16 protein-coding genes are annotated in these 21144 nt (G+C 69.1%); 9 read left to right on the forward strand and 7 right to left on the reverse strand.

The features are described 5' to 3' along the window. Window positions 1-3 precede the first annotated feature (3 nt). On the reverse strand, window positions 4-1092 hold the full coding sequence (locus tag AC3ERS_RS04090) for an alkene reductase (RefSeq protein WP_431963642.1): 1089 nt from the start codon (window positions 1090-1092) through the stop codon (window positions 4-6). A gap of 63 nt (window positions 1093-1155) precedes the next feature. Here AC3ERS_RS04090 and AC3ERS_RS04095 point away from each other — a divergent pair, with 63 nt between their 5' ends. From AC3ERS_RS04095 to AC3ERS_RS04105, 3 genes are all read left to right on the forward strand, one after another. Beyond that, on the forward strand, window positions 1156-1563 hold the full coding sequence (locus tag AC3ERS_RS04095) for a MerR family transcriptional regulator (protein WP_431963644.1): 408 nt from the start codon (window positions 1156-1158) through the stop codon (window positions 1561-1563). 10 nt (window positions 1564-1573) lie between these two features. After that, window positions 1574-3718: a S9 family peptidase gene (locus AC3ERS_RS04100; RefSeq protein ID WP_431963646.1), complete on the forward strand. Its 2145-nt coding sequence runs from the start codon at window positions 1574-1576 to the stop codon at window positions 3716-3718. Window positions 3719-3835: 117 nt separating this feature from the next. Further along, window positions 3836-4537, forward strand: a complete 702-nt coding sequence (locus AC3ERS_RS04105; protein ID WP_431963648.1) for a DUF2334 domain-containing protein — start codon at window positions 3836-3838, stop codon at window positions 4535-4537. Between the two features lie 73 nt (window positions 4538-4610). Here AC3ERS_RS04105 and gad read toward each other — a convergent pair whose 3' ends face one another. Continuing rightward, a complete protein-coding gene (gene gad, locus AC3ERS_RS04110) occupies window positions 4611-6032 on the reverse strand; it encodes a glutamate decarboxylase (RefSeq protein ID WP_431963650.1) in 1422 nt (473 codons plus the stop codon). Between the two features lie 565 nt (window positions 6033-6597). On the opposite strand from gad, the gene AC3ERS_RS04115 reads away from it, so the two are divergent. Then, entirely contained in the window at window positions 6598-7956 is a 1359-nt protein-coding gene (locus AC3ERS_RS04115) for a dipeptidase (RefSeq protein WP_431963652.1), read from the forward strand. Between the two features lie 14 nt (window positions 7957-7970). Here the strand turns inward: AC3ERS_RS04115 and AC3ERS_RS04120 are convergent, their stop codons facing one another. Beyond that, window positions 7971-8615: an MBL fold metallo-hydrolase gene (locus AC3ERS_RS04120; RefSeq protein WP_431963654.1), complete on the reverse strand. Its 645-nt coding sequence runs from the start codon at window positions 8613-8615 to the stop codon at window positions 7971-7973. Window positions 8616-8729: 114 nt separating this feature from the next. Here AC3ERS_RS04120 and purS point away from each other — a divergent pair, with 114 nt between their 5' ends. Continuing rightward, complete coding sequence (gene purS, locus AC3ERS_RS04125; protein ID WP_067841963.1) at window positions 8730-8966, forward strand: phosphoribosylformylglycinamidine synthase subunit PurS; 237 nt, start codon at window positions 8730-8732, stop codon at window positions 8964-8966. After that, window positions 8963-9640, forward strand: coding sequence for a phosphoribosylformylglycinamidine synthase subunit PurQ (purQ, locus tag AC3ERS_RS04130; RefSeq protein ID WP_431963656.1), 678 nt, complete (start codon window positions 8963-8965; stop codon window positions 9638-9640). Before purS ends, purQ begins: the two co-directional genes overlap by 4 nt. Before the next feature lie 60 nt (window positions 9641-9700). Here purQ and AC3ERS_RS04135 read toward each other — a convergent pair whose 3' ends face one another. Beyond that, window positions 9701-10720 carry a substrate-binding domain-containing protein gene (locus tag AC3ERS_RS04135; RefSeq protein WP_431963658.1) on the reverse strand — a complete coding sequence of 340 codons (1020 nt, stop codon included), beginning with the start codon at window positions 10718-10720 and terminating at the stop codon, window positions 9701-9703. On the opposite strand from AC3ERS_RS04135, the gene AC3ERS_RS04140 reads away from it, so the two are divergent. Further along, entirely contained in the window at window positions 10719-11255 is a 537-nt protein-coding gene (locus tag AC3ERS_RS04140) for a MarR family winged helix-turn-helix transcriptional regulator (protein ID WP_431963659.1), read from the forward strand. The two genes, AC3ERS_RS04135 and AC3ERS_RS04140, sit on opposite strands and share 2 nt — an antisense overlap. Here the strand turns inward: AC3ERS_RS04140 and AC3ERS_RS04145 are convergent. Further along, window positions 11252-12325, reverse strand: a complete 1074-nt coding sequence (locus AC3ERS_RS04145; RefSeq protein ID WP_431963661.1) for an ABC transporter substrate-binding protein — start codon at window positions 12323-12325, stop codon at window positions 11252-11254. The genes AC3ERS_RS04140 and AC3ERS_RS04145 overlap by 4 nt on opposite strands. A 250-nt stretch (window positions 12326-12575) precedes the next feature. Between AC3ERS_RS04145 and AC3ERS_RS04150 the strand changes: the two genes are divergently transcribed. Further along, window positions 12576-13862: a M18 family aminopeptidase gene (locus AC3ERS_RS04150; RefSeq protein ID WP_431963663.1), complete on the forward strand. Its 1287-nt coding sequence runs from the start codon at window positions 12576-12578 to the stop codon at window positions 13860-13862. Window positions 13863-14034: 172 nt separating this feature from the next. On the opposite strand, the gene AC3ERS_RS04155 is transcribed toward AC3ERS_RS04150, so the two are convergent. Both AC3ERS_RS04155 and AC3ERS_RS04160 read right to left on the reverse strand, forming a co-directional pair. After that, a complete protein-coding gene (locus tag AC3ERS_RS04155; RefSeq protein WP_431963665.1) occupies window positions 14035-16701 on the reverse strand; it encodes a toll/interleukin-1 receptor domain-containing protein in 2667 nt (888 codons plus the stop codon). 424 nt (window positions 16702-17125) lie between these two features. Continuing rightward, window positions 17126-18457: a glycosyltransferase 87 family protein gene (locus AC3ERS_RS04160; protein ID WP_431963667.1), complete on the reverse strand. Its 1332-nt coding sequence runs from the start codon at window positions 18455-18457 to the stop codon at window positions 17126-17128. Window positions 18458-18844: 387 nt separating this feature from the next. Between AC3ERS_RS04160 and purL the strand changes: the two genes are divergently transcribed. Further along, window positions 18845-21139, forward strand: coding sequence for a phosphoribosylformylglycinamidine synthase subunit PurL (purL, locus tag AC3ERS_RS04165; RefSeq protein ID WP_431963669.1), 2295 nt, complete (start codon window positions 18845-18847; stop codon window positions 21137-21139). The last annotated feature ends 5 nt before the right edge of the window (window positions 21140-21144 follow it).

Consider the following 21144-nt stretch of genomic DNA (forward strand, 5'->3'; position numbering starts at 1 on the left):
CGATCACAGCCGGGACAGTTCGCTCTCCGACCACGCGGGATAGTCGGTGTAGCCCTTCGCATCTCGCCCGTACAACCCTTCCTCGCGAACCGAAGCCAGCGGCAGGCCGCGCGTGATCCGTTCCACCAGATCGGGATTGGCGATGAAAGCCCGCCCGAAGGAGACGAGATCGGCGACGCCGTCCCGCAGCACCGCTTCCGCGCCTTCGGCGGCGGTCGGCTCGCGGTTCTCGCCGATGTTCGCGATCAGCGTGCCACGCCAGCGCGGTCGCAGATCGGCGAGCGCGGGATAGTCGTCGTTGTCGATGAGATGCAGGTAGGCCAGCTCGCGAGAATCCAACTCGTCCACCAGCTTTCGGTACAGGGACGCCGGATCGTCTTCGCGCATGTCGAATTGCGGGTTGCCGGGCGAGAGCCGGATCGCGGTGCGGCGCGATCCGATCGCCTCGGCCACCGCGTCCACGATGGCCAGCGGCGCCCGCATCCGGTTGACGTTCGAACCGCCGTATTCGTCCGTGCGCAGGTTGGTGTTGTCGGCGAGGAACTGGTGCACCAGATAGCTGTTGGCGCCGTGGATTTCGACGCCGTCGAAGCCCGCGGCCACGGCATTGCGGGCGGACGCGGCGTACTGGCCGATGATCGCGGTGATGTCGTCCCGGCTCAAGACACCCGGCGTGATCGGATCGGCCTTGCCGCCCTCGATCAGGTGCACGCGATCCGGATCGATCACCGCGGAGGGGCCCGCGGGCCATGATCCGTCGATGCGGCCGCGCGGATGGTTCTTGCGGCCGCCGTGCATCAGCTGGGCGAAGATCCGTCCGCCGTTGGCGTGCACGGCGGCGGTGACCCGGCGCCAGGCGTCGACGTGGGCTTCGGTCTCCAAGCCGGGCGCCCACGCCTCGCTCTGGCCGGTCGAATGCGGCCAGATTCCCTCGGTGACGATCAATCCGGCGGCGGCGCGCTGCGCGTAGTAGTCGACGACATCGGAGGTGGGGGAGCCGTCCGGCAGCGAGCGCAACCGGGTCATCGGTGACATGACGATCCGGTTCGGCAGGGCCAGTTCGTGGTTGCGGTAGGGCGTCAGAAGCTGCATGACGCGTACGCTAGGACCTGACATCAATGTCAGGTCAAGAGCAGTTGGTGCGAGGAGTCGAGGATGCGCATCGGGGAACTGGCCGAGCGGACCGGCGTCAGCGTCCGGTCGCTGCGGTACTACGAGGACAAGGGCATGCTCGCCGCGGCGCGCAGCTCCGGCGGGCAGCGCGAATACCCGGAGGCCGCCGTGGACCGGGTCAACCGGATTCAGGAGATGTTCGCGGCCGGGCTGACCAGCGACACCATCGCCGAACTGCTCCCGTGCATCCACGACACGGACGGCACGCCGAGCGCCGCGGCCACCCCGTTCCTGGTGCAGAAGCTGACCGAGGAGCGAGCCAGGATCGACCGGGCGCTGCGGGACCTGCACAGCACCTGCGAGGTGCTCGACGGCGTCCTCCGGGCCGCGGGTGGTGAGGCGCCGCCGCCGGAGTTCCATCGCGCCGAGGATTCGACGACCCGCAAGTAGGGTGGATCCCATGTCTGTCGAAAGTGTGGTGGCGGCGCCGATCGCCAAGACGGTGCCTGCCGAGCGGGTGCATCACGGCGACGTCTTCGTCGACGAGTACGAGTGGCTGCGGGACAAGGAGGATCCCGAGGTCATCTCCCACCTCCAGGCGGAGAACGCCTACACCGAGGCGCAGACCGCCCACCTGCAGGGCCTGCGCGAGAAGATCTTCGAGGAGATCAAATCGCGCACCCAGGAGACCGACCTCTCGGTGCCGACCAGGATGGGCGAGTTCTGGTACTACTCGCGCAGCTACGAGGGCAAACAGTACGGCGTACACTGCCGCTGCCCGATCGACGAGCAGGCCGAGGGCATCGACGCCTGGACCCCGCCGCGGCTCGAGGCCGACAGCGAGATCCCCGGCGAACAGGTGCTGCTGGACAGCAACGAGCTGGCCGCGGGCCACGCCTACTTCGCCCTCGGCGCGTTCTCGGTGAGCCACGACGGTCACCTGCTCGCCTATTCGGTCGACACTGTCGGCGACGAGCGCTACACCCTGCGATTCCAGGACCTGCGCAGCGGTGAGTCGCTGGCCGACGAGATCGTGGGCACCGCGCCGGGCGCGACCTGGTCGCTGGACGGCAGCCACGTCTTCTATCAGACGGTGGACGAGTCCTGGCGGCCCGACACCGTGTGGCGGCACCGGCTCGGCGCGGCGACCGATACCGACGTGAAGGTCTTCCACGAGCCCGACGAGCGCTACTGGGTGAGCATCGGCTCGACCCGCTCGGAGAAGTACCTGATGATCTGGGTCGGCTCCAAGATCACCACCGAGGGTTGGGTGCTCGAATCCGACAACCCCGAGGGCGAATTCCGGATCGTCATGCCGCGGCGCGAGGGCGTCGAGTACTCGGCCGAGCACGTCGTGATCGGCGGCGAGGACCGCTTCCTGATCCTGCACAACGACGTCGTGGACGGCGTCAAGGCGGAGAACTTCGTGCTCGCCGAGGCGCCGGTCGACGACCCGTCGAACCTGACGCTGCTCATCGGCCACCGCGACGACGTGCGGCTCGAGGACGTCGACGCTTTCGCCGATCACCTGGTGCTGAGCTACCGGCGCGAGGCCCTGACCAGGGTGGCGGTATGGCCGCTCACCGCGTCCGGCTACGGCGAGCGGCGCGAACTCGAATTCGATCTGGAGCTCTTCGCGGTCGGCGCGGGCGCCAACCCGGAATGGGCCCAGCCGACCCTGCGCATCGGTCTGACCTCGTTCATCACCCCGATGCAGGTGTTCGACTACGTGCCTGCCACCGGCGCGTTGCTGCTGCGCAAGGAGCAGCCGGTGCTCGGCGGCTACGACGCGAACGACTACGAGCAGCGCCGGGATTGGGCGGTCGCCGCGGACGGCACCCGGGTCCCGATCTCGCTGGTGTGGAAGAAGGGCGCGGTGGCCGAGGGCGAGCCGAAGCCGCTGCTGCTCTACGGCTACGGGTCCTACGAGGCGAGCATGGATCCGTCCTTCTCGGTGGCGCGGTTGTCGCTGCTCGACCGCGGCATGGTGTTCGCGGTCGCGCACGTGCGCGGCGGCGGCGAGATGGGCAGGCTCTGGTACGAGAACGGCAAGACGCTCACCAAGAAGAACACCTTCACCGACTTCGTGGCCTGCGCTCGGCAGCTGATCGACACCGGGGTGACCACCGCCGATCGGATGGTCGCCGACGGTGGCAGCGCGGGTGGGCTGCTGGTAGGCGCCGTGGCGAACCTGGCGCCGGAGCTGTTCCGTGGTGTTCTCGCGAACGTGCCCTTCGTCGACCCGCTGACCTCGATCCTCGATCCCTCGCTGCCGCTCACCGTCATCGAGTGGGACGAGTGGGGTAATCCGTTGGCGGACAAGGACGTCTACGAGTACATGAAGTCCTACTCGCCGTACGAGAACGTCGAGGCCAAGGACTACCCGGCGATCCTGGCCGTCACGAGCCTGAACGACACCAGGGTGCTCTATGTCGAGCCCGCCAAGTGGGTGGCCAAGCTGCGCGCGACCAAGACCGGTGACGCGCCGCTGCTGCTCAAGACCGAGATGAGCGCAGGCCACGGCGGCGTCAGCGGCCGCTACGAGAAGTGGAAGGAAGTGGCCTTCGAGCACGCCTGGGTGCTCGACACGGTCGGGCTGGCATAGGACCGTTCCGGCGGCCTCCCGATCTCGGCTGGCCGCCGGCCGCGAATGCGGTGAGTGTTCGTTCTGCGGTCACGCTCGCTGCACGTCGATGACACTTGCGTCCGGCATCGTAGGTTCATGAACGCTGAGCTGATCGTGTCCGTGTCGGGGATTCGGGACACCACTCGAGACGCCGCGATCGAATTCGCCGCCGAGATGGATCATCGCGACGTGCGGTTGTCACTGCTGGTGGCGCCGCGGTTGAAGGGCAAGTACCGGCTGGTCGACGACCCGGCCACGCAGGCGTGGCTGCGCGGCAGGCGGGCCCGTGGCGACGCCATCGTGCTGCACGGCTACGACCAGGCGGCGACCAAGCGGCGCAGGGCCGAGTTCGCCACGTTGCCCAAGCACGAGGCGAAGCTGCGGCTCACCGCGGCGGATCGGGTGCTGGAGCAGGTGGAGCTGCGCACCAGGCTCTTCGCCGCGCCGCGCTGGGACGCCTCGGCCGGCGCCATCGCCGCGCTGCCGGAGACGGGTTTCCGGGTGGCGCTGGGTCTGACCTCGATCCTCGACCTGGAGCGCAACGCAGCGCAGAAGGCGCGCGTCTATGGCATCGGCGAGGGTTTCCGTGCCGAGCCGTGGTGGTGCCGGGCCCTGGTCATGGGCGCTGCGCGTACCGCGCGGCGTGGCGGCGTGCTGCGCTTGGCCGTTTCCGCGGCGCAGTTGCAGCGCTCGGGTCCGCGCCAGGCGATGCTGGACGCGGTGGATCTGGCGCTGTTCCACGGCGCGGTCAGCGAGGTGTACCGCTGGGAGCCGGTCGACCTGGTGCGCGCGGCCTGACGGCCGCGGGCCTCGGTACGCCCGCCGCCGGGTCTGGCGATCGAAGGCGGCGGGCGTACCTTCGCTCGGATGCCTAACCGGTGGGTTCCGTATGCGGGGTTGTCGCGGCGGGCGTCGTGCCGGGCACCTTGGCTTTCGCGTTGTGCGTGAAGCCGCCCGCCTCGGCCCTGGTCAGCGAGACCTTCAGCGGATGGCTGGCCAGCTGTCGCACGCAGCGGTCGACGTCGGCGAGCAGCAGATCGACCATGTCGTGGGTGAAGCCGTGCCGGATGACAGCGCGCATGACCGTCTCCGAACCGCGGTCGGGCGGCAGCGGATACGCGGCGATCAGCCAGCCGCGGGTGCGCAGCCGGTCGGACAGGTCGTAGAGATTGAAGCCCGGCGTGCCGGTGAGCCGCCAGCACACCGCGGCGATGCCGCGATTCGGGTCGCCGTCGTGGATCAGCTCGAATCCGTCGAACGCGGTCAGGCCGTCCGCCAGATGCCGGGCGACCCGGTAGATCGCCTCCTGCAATCGGGTGTAGCCCAGTCTGCCGAGCCGGATGAAGTCGTAGTACTGCGTGATCACCTGGCCGCCCGGCCGGGAGAAGTTCAGATTGAAGGTGGCCATGCTGCCGCCGAGATAGTCGACGTCGAAGATCAGCTCCTGGGGTAGATCGTCGGCCGTGCGCCAGATCGCCCAGCCCGCGCCCAGCGGGGCGAGCCCGGTCTTGTGGCCGGAGGAGTTGATCGATTTCACCCGTTCCAGGCGGAAATCCCACACCAGGTCGGGTGCGGTGAACGGGGCGAGGAAGCCGCCGCTCGCCGCGTCGACGTGCAGCGGAATGTCCAGGCCGCTCGTGGCTTGCAGGTCGTCGAGCGCTTGCGCGATGCCCGCGACGTCCTCGAACAATCCCGTGTAGGTCTGTCCGAAGTTGGCGACCACCATGATGGTGTTCGCGTCGCAGTGCGCGGCCACGTCGTCGGGGTGCATGGTGAGCCGGTCGCCGCGCAGCGGCACCTGACGGATCTCGACGTCGAAGTAGCGGGCGAACTTCTCCCAGCAGACCTGCACGGGACCGCAGACGAAGTTCGGCGTGCCCGAGCCACCGCGCTTGCGCCAGCGGAACTTGGCGGCGAGCCCGCCCAGCATCGCGGCCTCGCTGGACCCGGTGGTGGAGGTGCCGAGCGTGGTCGCGGGATCGGGGGCGTGCCAGAGGTCGGCGAGCATGCACGCGCAGCGGCGCTCCAGCTCCGCGGTCTGCGGGTACTCATCCTTGTCGACGATGTTCTTGTCCAGCGACTCGTTCATCAGCCTGCGCGCCTGGTCGTCGACCCAGGTGGTGCAGAAGGTGGCGAGGTTCATCCGCGAGACGCCGTCGAGCAGCAGCTCGTCGTGCACGATCTGGTAGGCGGCGTCCGGAATCGTCTCCTTCGCCGGGAATCGCTCCTTGGGTGCGGGGTGGTCGATAGCAGGCAGCGCGAACAGATCGTCGAAGTCCGGTTCAGCGGGCATCAGGGGCCTCCCAGCAAGGCTGCTCATCGATTGCCACGGATCGGTTGATGACCTCATTCTGCAATGAATGGCCTGTACAAGTGGCCAATTCGAGCTGACGCGGCGAATGCTGAGCGGCTGCTGGCGTGCGACACTCCGGTGCTGTGTATGTCTGTCGCGCGGTCCGGCGTTCCGTCGATGGCGGTATGCCCACCGCGTTCGCACGTATCCTGACCTCGCAGGGGACGGAATCTCGAGCTGATCTGCCACTGTCTTTTCAGCAGTCGAATCGCTGCGGTCGAGTGGGGGTCTCCCTACTGCGACCATAGCAGCGGGTGGGCGCGAACGGTGCTTCGGCTGCGGCGGATCTGAGCCGACGCGGCGGTGGTTGGGCGCGAACGCGCCGTTCTCGCGGCCGGATCGGATGGCATCGCGAACGGCACGCCCGGCCCCGGCAACCGGTCGGTGCGGGGCGGGCGCGATACGGTGATCGCCGTCGAATCGGCCAGCGCCGTGCGGACCGGCTCGGCACCCACCTCCACGAGGTGTGCATCCGAGCTGGACGACACGACGAAGTGAGCTGCCCATGACTTCCGACGATCCGCATACCGCCGACCTGCGCTCGCGCGTCGCGGGACTGATGGCGCAGGCCGAACGCGATCTGGCCCAACTGGTTTCGTTCAAGTCGGTGGCCGACCCTCGGCAGTTCCCGGCGGAGGAGTGCGAGCGTGCCGCGCAGTGGGTGGCCGACGCGTTCGCCGCGGTCGGGCTGACCAGGGTGGGGTTGCACGAGACGGCGGACGGCAGCAAGGCCGTCATCGCCTCGCGTCCCGCGCCGCCCGGTGCGCCGACGGTGCTGCTCTACTGCCACTATGACGTGCAGCCGCCGCTGGACGAGGCGGCGTGGCGCACGCCGGTCTGGGAGCTCACCGAGAAGGAAGGCCGCTGGTACGGGCGCGGCGCGGCGGACTGCAAGGGCAACATCGTCATGCACCTGACGGCCTTGCGCGCCATCGGATCCGAGCTACCCGTCGGGGTCACGCTGGTCGCCGAAGGCTCCGAGGAGCAGGGCACCGGCGGACTGGAGAAATTCGTCGTCGACAACCCGGATCTGCTGCGCGCCGACGCCATCGTGATCGGCGACTGCGGCAACTTCGCGGTCGGCGTGCCGACCTTCACCGAGACGTTGCGCGGCAACGTGAACGTGGTGGTCACCGTGGAAACCCTTGCCGGACCGCTGCATTCGGGCATGTTCGGCGGAGCGGCGCCGGACGCGCTCGCCACGCTGATCCACGTGCTCGCCACGCTGCGCGACGCAGAGGGCAACACCACCGTGGCCGGGCTGGACAACCGGCAGCCCTGGGACGGCGTGCAGTACGATCCCGACCGCTTCCGCATCGACGCCGGTGTGCTCGGCGGCGTGGATCTGGCGGGCGATGGCACGGTCGCCGAAATGCTCTGGGCCCGGCCGACTCTCACCGTGCTCGGCATCGACGCGCCGCGGGTGGTCGGCTCCTCCGCGGCGATCCAGCCCACGGCCCGCGCCCGGCTGAACCTGCGCATTCCGCCGGGCATCGTGCCGGAGGACGCGCACCGGGCGCTGGTCGCTCACTTGGCGGCCAACACTCCGCTGCACGCCAAGCTGACCATCGAGCTGGAGAGCGTGGGAGCGCCGTTTCGCTCCGCCAGCGGCGGCCCCGCCCGCGCCGCCATGGACGCGGCCCTCGCCGCCTCCTACGGCAAGCCGACCACCACCCAGGGGCAGGGCGGTTCTATCCCGCTGTGCAACGTCTTCGCCGACACCTATCCCGACGCGGAGATCATGCTCATCGGCGTCGAGGAGCCGAAGTGCCTGATCCACGCCCCCAACGAGAGCGTGGACCCCTCCGAAATCGAGCACATGGCTTTGGCGGAAGCGCTCTTCCTCACCACCTACGGCCGCTGACCGGAACCGAAGGGTCAGAATTCGCGCTGGTTCTCCGGTTCGAGCACGGTGAATTCCGTTCCCTTCGGGCCCATTTCGGCGAGCCTGCCGAAGTAGATGCCACGCGCCTCGGGCTGGATGATGCCGAAGTGGATGGGCAGGGCGGTGCGCGGGGCGACCGCGCGGAGGTAGTCGACCGCCTCGCTGATCCGCATCCACGGCGCCGCGGCCGGGATGGCCAGCACGCCGACCTGCACCGGCGGGACCCAGAGCGAGTCGCCGGGGTGCACGAGCTGGGCGGGGTCCTCGGCGGTGCCGAGCTGGAAGACGGTGTTGTCGATGACCGGGATGTCCGGATGGATGACCGCGTGCCTGCCGCCACCGCCGGTGATCTGCAGATCACCGAGTCGCAGCACGTTGCCCGCGTGCACGGCTTCCCAGCGGTCGCCGCGCTGGGCCGCGGTCTGCGGATCCGACAGCAGGCGGGCGTTCGGGTTGGCCTCGATCAAGGCGTCGATGCGGTTCGGGTCGATGTGGTCGGGGTGCTGGTGGGTGATCGCGATGGCGTCCAGGCCGGTGATGCCCTCGAAACCGTGCGAAAAGGTGCCCGGATCGAAGAGCACCTTCGTGCCGTGCAGTTCGACGAGGATGCAGGAGTGGCCGAAATGGGCTATGCGCATGCCGCCATGCTATTGGCATGGTGTCGATTTTCACCCGACCCCGCAGGTAACTCGCGCGACCTGAGCAACTACGCTGCTCAGGTAACCCCCGCATACCCATCTGAGGAGCAACGCGTGGCACGAGTCGTGGTCGAGGTGATGCCGAAGGCCGAAATCCTGGATCCGCAGGGGCAGGCCATTGTCGGCGCGCTCCCGCGCCTGGGATTCGCCGGGATCGCTGATGTGCGGCAGGGCAAGCGATTCGAGCTCGACGTGGACGACAGCGTCAGCGACGCCGAGCTCGAGCAGATCGCCGAAGGCCTGCTCGCCAACACCGTGATCGAGGAGTGGAAGGTGGTTCGCCTCCCATGACGGCGCGCATCGGGGTCATCACGTTTCCCGGCACGCTCGACGACGTCGACGCGGCGCGCGCGGTGCGTCTCGCCGGCGCCGAGGCGGTCAGCCTGTGGCACGCCGACGCCGACCTGAAGGAGGTCGACGCGGTGGTCGTGCCCGGCGGCTTCTCCTACGGCGACTACCTGCGTGCGGGCGCCATCGCCCGGTTCGCGCCGGTGATGGGCAAGGTCGTGCAGGCCGCGGGCAAGGGCATGCCGGTGCTCGGCATCTGCAACGGCTTCCAGGTGCTGTGCGAGGCCGGGCTGCTGCCGGGCGCGCTGACCCGCAACGAGGGTCTGCACTTCGTCTGCCGCGACGAATGGCTCACCGTCGAGTCGGTGTCCACCGCGTGGACCTCCCGCTACGAGCCAGGCGCGCAGATCCTGGTCCCGCTCAAGTCCGGTGAGGGCCGCTACCAGGCCTCGGCCGCCGTGCTCGACGAGCTGGAGGGCGAGGGCCGGGTGGTCTTCCGCTACTCGGGCGACAACCCGAACGGCTCGCAGCGCGGCATCGCGGGCATCGCCTCGGCCAACGGCCGGGTGGTCGGCCTGATGCCGCACCCCGAGCACGCCACCGAGCCGCTGACCGGTCCGAGCGACGACGGTCTCGGACTGTTCCTCTCGGTGCTCGACACCCTGGTCTCGGCCTGACGTAATACTTCGGCCCGAGCCGACCCGAAGCGGGTCGGCTCGGGCCGTTTCGCATTCTGTTCACCAGATGCGGTCGATGAGCTCGAATTCGACGCCTTCGGCCCGCGCCAGATAGCCGGGCTGGATCGCCTGGTTGCCGAGGAAACCGCGTGGGCCGCCAGGGGTTTGAAAGTGCACGCCGTCGGCCAGCGCGCCCTGCAAGCTCGGCACGTCCAGCGAGCCGACGGACTCGGCCAGCCCGCGCAGGGCGTGGATGGCCTCGTAGGTGGCGTTGCTGAAGGTGGTGAGCGCGGGCGCGAAACTGCCGTGCATTCGCCGGTAGCGGGTCTTGCGGTCCAAGCCGTCGGCGAGCTTGTCGTTCAGGAAGAAGCTGGACGGCACATAGAGATTGTGGTTCGCCTTGGCGCCGCCCGTGAGCAGCACGTTCTCGTCGGCGGCCGGGCTGACTCGCACCTGATCGGCGGCCCGGCCCGTGGCGTAGAACTGACGGTTGAAGCGCGAGACGTCCGCGCCGACCATCAGGATGATGACGCCATCGGCCCGGTCCAGATCGGGATGGGTGAGGAAGTCGAGGAAACTGGGTGTGCCGAGCGGGACGTACCGCTCCAGCACGACGGCGCCGGGATCGATCAGGCTGCGCCGCACCGCTTTCGCCGTCTCGCGCGGCCAGATGTAGTCGTTGCCGATGATGGCCCAGCGGCGCACGCCGAGTTCCCTGCCGAGCCACCGCACCGCGGCCACGGTGTGGCCCGCCGGATGCTCGCCGACCAGCAGCACACCGGGCAACTCGTCGGACAGGCCCTCGTGGCTGACCGCGAACAGATAGGGGACGCGCCCGTCGTTCGTCTTGGCCACAGCCCGCCGCACCGCCGAGGTGTGCCAGCCGGTGATGGCGTGCACCATACCGGTGGCCAGCAGCGCGGACACCTCGGTGGCGACCTCGTCCGGCGGTCGGCCGCCATCGATATTCGTGGTACGAATTTCGCGTCCCAGAATTCCGGCGCCACGGTTGATTTCGGATACGGCGAGCGAAATGGCAGCGTCGCAGGACGGCGCGAAGATCCCGCCAGGTCCTTGCATGGGAACGATGTTCAGTATCTCTATTGTGCCGTCTGGGCTCTCGCCGACCGCTGACATTCGGTACTCTTCTTCTGGTTCGAGCGAAATTCAAAAGCAGGCGGGGAAATCAATGTCGACCATTCTAAACGGATATGCCACGCTGCATGGGGCGCTGCGTGCCGCCGAACGCCGTTGGCTACGGCATCTCGACGCGGCGCTGTGCGCCAGGCAGCTTTCGCCGGATCAGTGGTCGATGCTGTGCAACCTGTCGAGCGAAACCGGTATCACCATGAGCGAATTGGCCAACCGTTCGCAGTTGGCGCCGTCGTCGGCCACCCGGCACGCCGACGGTCTCGCCGAGCGCGGCCTCATCTTCCGTGTCGCCGCGGAGGAGGATCGGCGGCGCATCCTGATCGGGCTGAGCAGGCTGGGAACCGAGCTGGTCGCGTCGGTGCGCGCCGAGGAGGAACTCGCCGAGCGGCAGCTCCAGGCGAAGATCGGCGCGCGGCGCTACGCCGAGCTGAAGCGGCTGCTGGAGCTGGTGGCCGAGGCCTAGGTCACGGTGAGCGTCTCGAAGTCGACGCCCGCCGCGCGCGCCACGAAGGTCGGTCGCACGACCTGATCGCCGCGAAAGGTGAACGCGCCCGAGGGACCTTCGAGCACCGCGCGGTCCGCGAGCGCGCCGTGGATGCGCGCCGTCTCGAACGAGCCCGCGGCGTCGACCACGGTGCGCAGTGCGTGCAGGGAGCGGTAGGCGCCGTTGGCGAATCGGCTGAAGGTGGGGGCGAATCCGTGGTGCAGCCGCAGGTATCGGTCGAGCAGATCGCGATCGTCGGCGCTGCGCCGGTCGGGAATCACGCCCGAGGGCACGTAGATATTGCGGTTCGCGTCGAGTCCGCCTGCCAGCAGCACGTTTTCGTCGATCGTCGGGCCGGTACGGAACTGCCGGTCGGCGCGTCCCGCCGCGGTGAATGCCCGGTTGAATCGGGCGGCGTCGGCGCCGACCAGCAGCAGGATCACTCCGTCGGCCGCGTCGAGCCGGGGATCGTCGAGCACCGCGCCGAAATCCTCGGCGCCCAACGGCACGAAGTGCTCGGCGACCACCGTGTGCCGCGGCGCGAGGATCTCGCGCAGCGTCGGCGCGATACGGCGGGACCAGAGGTAGTCGCTGGCCACCACCGCCCAGCGCCGGGCGCCGAACTCCCGATAGAGCCAATCCACCGCGACCATGGTCTGGATGCCGGGGTGCTCGCCGATCATGAAGACGCCCGGCTCTTCGGCGGCGAGCCCGTCGTGGCCGACGCCGAACAGGCAGGGCGCCCGACCGGCCGCGGCGCGCATGATCGCGCAGCGATTCTCCGGCATCGGAATTCCGGTGACGGCGTGCACCATGCCGGTCGCCAGCAGAGCCGACACCTCGTCGTGCACGCGCTGCGGCGGGCCGCCGCCGTCGATCGTGGTGACGCAGACCTCCCGGCCGAGAATGCCAGTCCCGCTGTTGATTTCGGCCATGGCCAGGTTCGCGGCCGCGACACAGGACGGTCCGATGAGGGCGCCCGCGCCGCGCAGGGGTGCGATGTTGACGATCTCGACGACATCGTGGTGCCGCCCGCTCGACAATGTCATGCGAACCCCCGTTCTGCGCGCGAGATTTGCTGGATGTTCTCGTTCGCCGCGTCGCGAGCCAGTCTAGCGGCGTTTTCGCGCTTTTTCGTTTCGGCGCGGCGGCGGGATTACCGCAGGGCTACCGCGGTATTACCGTTGCCGTTAATTGCCCGATACGTCCGATATCGGAACAAGTTGCCGCGGGGCTCGCCCCGGTGCGAGAAATCGCGGCATCACGACCGGCGCGGCGGCGGCTCTCTAGGATCGGTCCATGCCCGTTTCCACCACCGCCGCCACGGCCGAAGGTCTGTGCGCGTTCATCGATGACTCGCCCTCGCCGTTCCACGTGGTCCGCACGGTCGCGCAGGAGCTGGACGCACACGGCTTCACCCGCCTCGCGGAAACGGCGGCATGGCCCGCCGAGTCGACCGGCCGCCGCTATGTGGTGCGCGGCGGTTCGCTGGTCGCCTGGGCCGGGACCGGCGACGCCGCGGCCCCGTTTCGCGTCGTCGGCGCGCACACCGACAGCCCGAACCTGCGGGTGAAGCAGCACCCGGATCTGGCGTCCGCGGGGTGGCAGCTGGTCGGGCTCGAACCGTACGGCGGCGCGTGGCTGAACTCGTGGCTGGACCGCGAGCTCGGCATTTCCGGCAGGCTGACGGTGCGCGACGGAAACGCGTTGCGCGAGGAGCTCATTCGCATCGAGGAGCCGATCCTGCGGGTGCCGCAGCTGGCCATCCACCTCTCCGAGGACCGGCGCGGCGTCACGCTGGACCCGCAGCGGCACGTGAACGCGGTGTGGGGCGTCGGTGACCTGCCGCGCTCGTTCCTCGCCTTCGTCGCCGAAAGCATCGAGGTGGATCCGGCCGCGGTGCTCGGCTGGGAGCTGATGACGCACGTGCTGGCCCCGAGCGGCCTGGTGGGCCGGGACAACGACCTGGTCAGCGCGCCCCGGCTGGACAACCAGGGCACCTGCTACGCCGGGTTGCGCGCGTTCCTGGCCGCCGTCGAGGATCCGGGTGCGGCGGTGCCGGTGCTGGCCATGTTCGATCACGAGGAGGTCGGCAGCCAGTCCGACCGTGGCGCCCAGTCCGATCTGCTGCCCGCCGTGCTGGAGCGGATCGTGCTGGCGCGCGGCGGTGGTCGCGCCGAATACCTGGCGGCGCTGGCCGGTTCGATCTGCGCGTCCGGCGACATGGCGCACGCGACCCACCCGAACTACCCGGAGCGGCACGAGCCCGCGCACCGCATCGAGATCAACGGCGGGCCGGTGCTCAAGGTCAACCAGAACCTGCGCTACGCCACCGACGCCACCGGCGCGGGCGCGTTCGCCCTGGCGTGCGACCAAGCGGCCGTCCCGTTGCAGCGCTACGTGCATCGCGCCGACCTGCCCTGCGGCTCGACCATCGGCCCGATGACGGCGGCCCGCACCGGCATGCCCACGGTCGACGTCGGCGCACCCCAGCTGGCGATGCACTCGGCCCGAGAGTTGATGGGGGCGAACGACGTTCCGGCTTATGCGGCGGCGCTCGCGGCGTTTCTCACGCCCGCCGAGTAGGGCACTGTCGGATTCGTTCGTGAGCGTGCCGAGCATACCGAGTGCGCGATACCTTGCACTGGTGTGAGAGTGCCCGCCCCGATGTCAGTGTGCTGAGCTGCGGGTTTCCCATCGGAGGGTCATGCTGTCGACCTTTCCTCGAACACCCGGACGCGGTTCGCGGCAACCTGGATCACTGCGCGTATCGACACTTCGGTGCCATGCCTGAGGGCATGTACTCCTGCACTTGGGCTCGGGTCACGTATCGGGCGGCGAGTTCACATGCCTCGTCCACGTCCCAGGGGCTGTCCCACAGCCGCACAGTGCCGTCCCGTCCAGCGGAGGCCAGTCGGCTGCCGTCCGGGCTGAATGCCACCGCAATCACCATTTGAGTGTGGCCGGTGAGTGGTTCGCCGACCTGCTCACCGGTGGCGGGATCCCACAGCCGCAGGGTGTCATCGCCGCCGCCGGTGGCCAGTCGGGTGCCGTCCGGGCTGAACGCCACCGCGGCCACCGGGCCGGTGTGACCGGTGAGTGGTTCGCCGACCTGTTTGCCGGTGGCGGGGTCCCACAGTCGCACAGCGTGATCGGCGCCGGCGGTGGCGAGTCGGGTGCCGTCCGGGCTGAACTTCACCGCAAACACCATTTCGGTGTGGCCGGTAAGTGGTTCGCCGACCTGCTTTCCGGTGGCGGGGTCCCACAGGCGCACTGTCCCGTCCATGCCGGTGGAGGCCAGTCGGGTGCCATTCGGGCTGAACGTCGCCGCGTACCACTCGTCGGTGTGGCCGGTGAGTGGTTCGCCGACCTGTTTGCCGGTGGCGCGGTCCCACAGTCGCACGGCGTGATCGGCGCCGGCGGTGGCCAGTAGGGTGCCGTCCGGGCTGAATGCCACCGCGGCCACCGGGCCGGTGTGGCCGGTGAGTGGTTCGCCGACCTGTTTGCCGGTGGCGGGGTCCCACAGGCGCACAGTGTGATCGGCGCCGGCGGTGGCCAGTAGGGTGCCGTCCGGACTGAATGCCACCGCGTACACCTCGTCGGTGTGGCCGGTGAGCGTCGCGCCTATCGGTCGGCCGGGGGTCAGATCCCACAGCCGCACCGTTTTGTCTGCGCTGGCGGTGGCCAGCTGAGTGCCGGCCCGGTTGAACGCCACCGCGTTCACCTCGCTGGTGTGGCCGGTGAGCAGGGAAGCGATCTGTCGGCTTCTGGCCGGGTCCCACAACCGCAGGGTGTGGTCGATGCCGGAAGAAGCCAGCCGGGTACCGTCCGGGCTGAACGCCACCGCGGTCACCGCACCGATATGGCCGGTGAGTGGTTCGCCGACCTGCCGCCTGGTGGCGGGGTCCCACAGCCGCACGGTGCGATCGGCGCCAGCTGAGGCGAGCCGGGTGCCGTCCGGGCTGAACGCCACCCCGGTCACCCAGTAGGTGTGGCCGGTGAGCGGTTCGCCGACCTGCTCACCGGTGGCGGGGTCCCACAGCCGCAGGGTGTGGTCTTTGCCGCCGGAAGCCAGTCGGGTGCCGTCCGGGCTGAACTTCACCGCCAGCACTGCGCCGTCGTGGCCGCGGAGCGGTTCGCCGACCCTCCGTCCCGTGGTGGGGTCCCACAGCCGCAGGGTGCCGTCTCCGCCTGCGGAGGCCAGCCGGGTGCCGTCGGGGCTGAACGCCACGTCGTTCACTATGTCGGTGTGGTCGGTGAGCGGTTCGCCGACCTGCTTGCCGGTGGCGGGGTCCCACAGCCGCACGGTGCGATCGGCGCCGGCCGAGGCGAGCCGGGTGCCGTCCGGGCTGAACGCCACCGCGGTCACCGGGCCGGTGTGGCCGGTGAGTGGTTCGCCGACCTGCTTGCCGGTGGCGGGGTCCCACAGCCGCAGGGTGCCGTCTTTGCCTGCGGAAGCCAGTCGGGTGCCATCGGGGCTGAACGCCACGTCGTTCACTATGTCGGTGTGACCTGCGAGCGGGTCGCGAACCTGCTGAGCGACGCGCTGACCGAAGCCGACGCGGGCGTTGACCACTGCATTGGTGGCCTGCCGCAGCGGGGTCGGTGTCGTCCGGCTGCTCTCGGCGGCGAGGGCGAGAGCCAGAGCGGAATTGCTGGTGGCGGTGTCGCGGGAGGTTGCAGCCAGGGCGAGAGCCACCGCCTCACGCCGTTGGATGGCTTCCTGTTGCCATTTGACGGCCGCGATCGCGGCACAGGCCACCGCGAGAACGGTCAGCAGGACCAGGGCCGTGATCGCGGCGCGTCGTAGCCGTCGGAAGCGACGTTGCTCGTGCAAGTCCTCGCTGGCCAGTTCGTATTTGGGTTTGCCGTGGATCGGTGCAGCCAGGTCGGTGACCTTCTCCCGGAACATCGGTGCGCGAGGATCCCATGGTGCATCCGCGCTGACGTCGACATGGAACGGCTCGGTGGGGAGGACTCCCGGCTCGGTGAGTACCGGCAAAGCCACATCCGACCGCTCAGGATCGAACCGCCCGGTGTCTTCGTCCCAGGTCAGGGACCCACCGGCCACAACGAAGAGCAACCGGTCCGGGCCGCGGCGCCGCAGCCAGTGGGCGACTTCTTTGTTGACCCATTTCGAGGCGACCGCGTCGGGGGACAGCACCACGATGAAAAAGCGGGCGTGGTTGATCGCGTCGGTGACCTTGCCCCACAGATCGGGGCTCGCGGTGAGGTCGGTGGCGTCACGGAACACTCGCACGGCATGTAAGTGGCCCATGCGTCGGCCGATGCGGTGCAAGGCCTTCTGGATCCCCGCGGCGACCTGCCGATCATCGTGGGTATAGGAGATGAACGCGTCGTAATCGAGCGACTCGTCGTTCCCGAGAGTCGGCTGCTCTAGGTTCCCCGGAGCCTGAGCACACATGGACTATCACCACGCCTCCAGATCGAGACATGAACTAGACCGTTTGAGCGTGACCCGGGCGGCACCGGATATCGCGGGTAGTCCACTACCTGTCTTCGCGGCACGGTTGCCGGCACGCCTGCGATCGAGCCCTCCATTGACCGACTGACCGGCTGATGTCATCAGCGCTTGTGGTGGACGTTGCCGGCGGAGACACCGATGAACGACAGGAAAACTGCTGAAGTGACAGTTATGGTGCTTCGCCCAACGGCCGGGAGTCGTGTCGGTGGTCCGTGTGGTCACGCCGGGCAGTACCCGCGGCTGCCGAACGAACGTCTCTATCTGGAACCGTGAGAAGGGGCGTTGCGCAAGCGTTCGGACCGGTCGGGAATCGACTGGCGGCGGGCTGTTGCACCTCGGCCGACTCCGCGCCGCGTGAGGTGGGTCAGGCTGTGACCGGAGCGGGTTCGGGCGAGGGTTTCGTGACGGGGCGGTAGGTGGCGACCGCGACGACGAACACCGCGAACGTCGCGAGGACGTAGCTGCTTCCGATGATCTGCTGCCACCAGTCCCAGTCGAGTTCCCGGTCCTTCGAATGCGGCAGCAGCCAGTGCGGGCCGATCAGGAACAGCACGGTGAAGCCGACGACCGTCGCGACGAACAACCGTCCGCGCGGAGTTCGCGCGCGGCCCTCGCGAACTCGCACGATGGCGTCGGCGGCCACGACGAGCGCGGGCGCCACCCAGACCCAGTGGTGCGACCACGAGACCGGTGAGACCAGCAGCACCGCAGCAGCATTCACCAGCAGCGCCGCCACGGTGGCCCCCGCCTCGATGAGCCGGTGCATCCAGATCGCGGCCAGCGCGATCGTCACCAGCGAGAGCGTGATCCAGATCAGCGTGGCCGCCGAATCGGAGACGCCGAGCCGGAAGGCCATGCCCTTGAGCGACTGGTTGCCCGCGAAGTAGGGCGGGCCGATGCGGCCGGTGTCGGCCAGCGTGTTGAACCAGTACTCCACGGAATCGCGCGGGAACAGCAGGAATCCGAGGCCGACCGCGCCGATCGCCGACACCACCAGCGTGCCCGCCGCTTTCCAATCCTTGCGCAGCAGGAAGTACAACAGATAGCCCGCGGGAATCAGCTTGACCGACACCGCGATTCCGATGAGCATGCCGCGCGGCCAGAATGGCTTGCGCACCAGGCAGTCCAGCGCGATGGCGGCCATCAGCACCAGATTGATCTGGCCGAAGCCGTAGGTCTGACGCACCGGCTCGAGGAAGCCCACCGCCGCGACGGCGGCGATCACCAAGGGCAGCACGGCCAACCGGTCGAGTTCCGGCCGGATCCTGGCCAGTACCAGCCACAGCGTGATGCCGAGGGCGGCGATCGAGGTGGCGAGCACCAGCACCTCGGCCAGCACCAACGGCATCAGCGCCAGCGGCGCGAAGAACAGCGCGGCCAGCGGGGGATAGGTGAACGGAAGGCCGATGCCGAACACCGGCGGCATCGGGCCGTACAGCTCGCCACCGTCCAGCCACACCCGCGCGCCGTTGCGATAGACCTGGAGATCGATGTACCCGTTCCACCAGTGGACGAGCAGCGAGACCACCGCCGAGATCAGGAACAGTCCGAACGCGGCGGCCAGCCAGCGCATCTGCGTGGACGACATCGGCGACCGCGGCGACGACTCGGTCGCGACATTCGCGACGCCGGGGCGCACATCCTCCGTGGCAGCCTGCTGCTCGGCCGAATTCGCGACCCCCGATCGTTCACTCACTCCGACAGAGTATCCGGGGGGTGGGGCGGTCTCCGGGTCGCCCCGGACGCCGCAACCCGCGAGGACCGCCCGCCGATCTCGCCCGCTGACAGGGGAATCGGCGGCTCGGATCGAGACGCGACGGTCTCGGGCAACGACCCAGCGACCATGATCGAGACCACACTCGGATCGGAGCGCTGCACGGCGTCACCGTCGGCAATCCGCGCCGTCACCGCGGCCGCGCCCCTCACCTGCGTGACCGCGCCACCCGCCCTCTAGACTGAGTGCCAGGCATCTCGCCGCAACCAGTGACAACGCTCGTCGCTGCCGACGCCCGTGCTCACCCACCCCGCCGGCTCCGCCGGCTCGCCGACCCCCAAGGCCCGGCCGAAAGGACCCTGGTACTCCGTGACTCCGCAGGTCGACACCGTCAGTGCAGCCGCAGCAACCCCCGATGTGGCGCAACCGTACAAAGAGCTTGGTCTCAAGGACGACGAGTACGCCCGCATCAAGGAGATCCTCGGCCGTCGGCCCACCGACGCCGAGCTGGCGATGTACTCGGTGATGTGGAGCGAGCACTGCTCCTACAAATCGTCCAAGGTGCACCTGCGCTACTTCGGCCAGACCACCACCGACCAGATGCGCGAGTCCATGCTCGCGGGCATCGGCGAGAACGCGGGCGTCGTCGACGTGGGCGACGGCTGGGCGGTCACCTTCAAGGTGGAGAGCCACAACCACCCCTCCTACGTCGAGCCGTACCAGGGCGCGGCCACCGGCGTCGGCGGCATCGTGCGCGACATCATGGCGATGGGCGCGCGCCCGATCGCGGTGATGGACCAGCTGCGGTTCGGCGCGGCGGACGCGGCGGACACCCGGCGCGTGGTGGACGGCGTGGTGCGCGGCGTCGGCGGCTACGGCAACTCGCTCGGTCTGCCCAATGTCGGCGGCGAGACCGTCTTCGACGCCTCCTACCAGGGCAACCCACTGGTCAACGCGCTGTGCGCCGGCGTGATGCGGGTCGAGGACCTGCACCTGGCCTTCGCCTCCGGCACCGGCAACAAGATCATCCTCTTCGGCGCGCGCACCGGCCTGGACGGCATCGGCGGCGTGTCCGTGCTGGCCTCCGACACCTTCTCCGGTGACGAGTCCGGCGCGGGTCGCAAGAAGCTGCCCAGCGTGCAGGTGGGCGACCCGTTCACCGAGAAGGTGCTCATCGAGTGCTGTCTCGAGCTGTACGCGGCCAAGCTGGTCGTCGGCATCCAGGACCTCGGCGGCGCCGGGCTGTCCTGCGCCACCTCCGAACTCGCGGCCGCGGGCGACGGCGGCATGCACATCGACCTGACCAAGGTGCCGCTGCGTGCGGCCAACATGACGCCTGCGGAGATCCTCTCCAGCGAATCCCAGGAGCGCATGTGCGCCGTGGTCACCCCCGAGAACGTGGAAGCGTTCATGGCGGTGTGCCACAAGTGGGACGTGCTCGCCACCGTCATCGGTGAGGTCACCGACGGCGACCGCCTCGTGGTCACCTGGCACGGCGAGACCGTGGTCGACGTGCCGCCGCGCACGGTCGCGCACGAGGGCCCGGTGTACGAGCGCCCGGTGCAGCGCCCGGACTACCAGGACGCGCTGATCGCCGACACCCCGGACAAGCTGTCGCGTCCCAAGACCGCGGAGGAATTGCGCGCGACCCTGCTGCAGATGATCTCCAGCCCGCAGCTGTGCAGCCGCAAGTGGATCACCGAGCAGTACGACCGCTACGTACGCGGTAACACCGTGCTCGCCGAGCACGCCGACGCGGGCGTCATCCGGATCGACGAGGAGACCGGCCGCGGCATCGCGCTGGCCACCGATGCCTCCGGCCGCTACACCAAGCTGGACCCGTACACCGGCGCGCAGCTCGCGCTGGCCGAGGCCTTCCGCAACGTCGCCACCACCGGCGCGACCCCGAAGGCCGTCACCAACTGCCTCAACTTCGGCTCGCCGGAGGACCCTGGCGTGATGTGGCAGTTCCAGCAGGCCGTGCGCGGTCTCGCGGACGGCTGTGTGGCGCTTGGCATTCCGGTCACCGGCGGCAACGTCAGCTTCTACAACCAGACCGGCCAGGACGCCATCCTGCCGACGCCGGTGGTCGGCGTGCTCGGCGTCATCGACGACGTGCACCGGCGCATTCCGACCGGCCTCGGCCTCGAGCCGGGCGAGACGCTGATCCTGCTCGGCGAGACCCGCGACGAGTTCGGCGGTTCCATCTGGTCGCAGGTCGCCCACGATCACCTCGGCGGCGAGCCGCCCAAGGTCGACTTCGCCCGCGAGCAGCTGCTCGCCGAGGTGCTGACCTCCGGCTCGCGCGATGGCATGATCAGCGCCGCGCACGACCTGTCCGAGGGCGGTCTCGCGCAGGCCGTGGTGGAGGCCGCGCTGGCGGGCGAAACCGGTTGCCGCATCCTGCTTCCCGAGGGCGCGGACCCGTTCGTCACGCTGTTCTCCGAATCGGCGGGCCGGGTGCTCGTCGCGGTGCCGCGCTCCGAGGAGACCCGGTTCACCAAGATGTGCGACGCGCGCGAGCTGCCGTGGGTGCGCATCGGTGTCGTGGACCAGGGCTCGGATTCCGTCGAGGTTCAGGGCCAATTCTCGGTTACCATGGCGGAACTGCGCGAAGCCTACGAGGGCACGCTGCCGAAACTGTTCGGAGCCAGCGCGATCTGACCCCA

This window comes from Nocardia sp. bgisy134, from assembly GCF_057708325.1.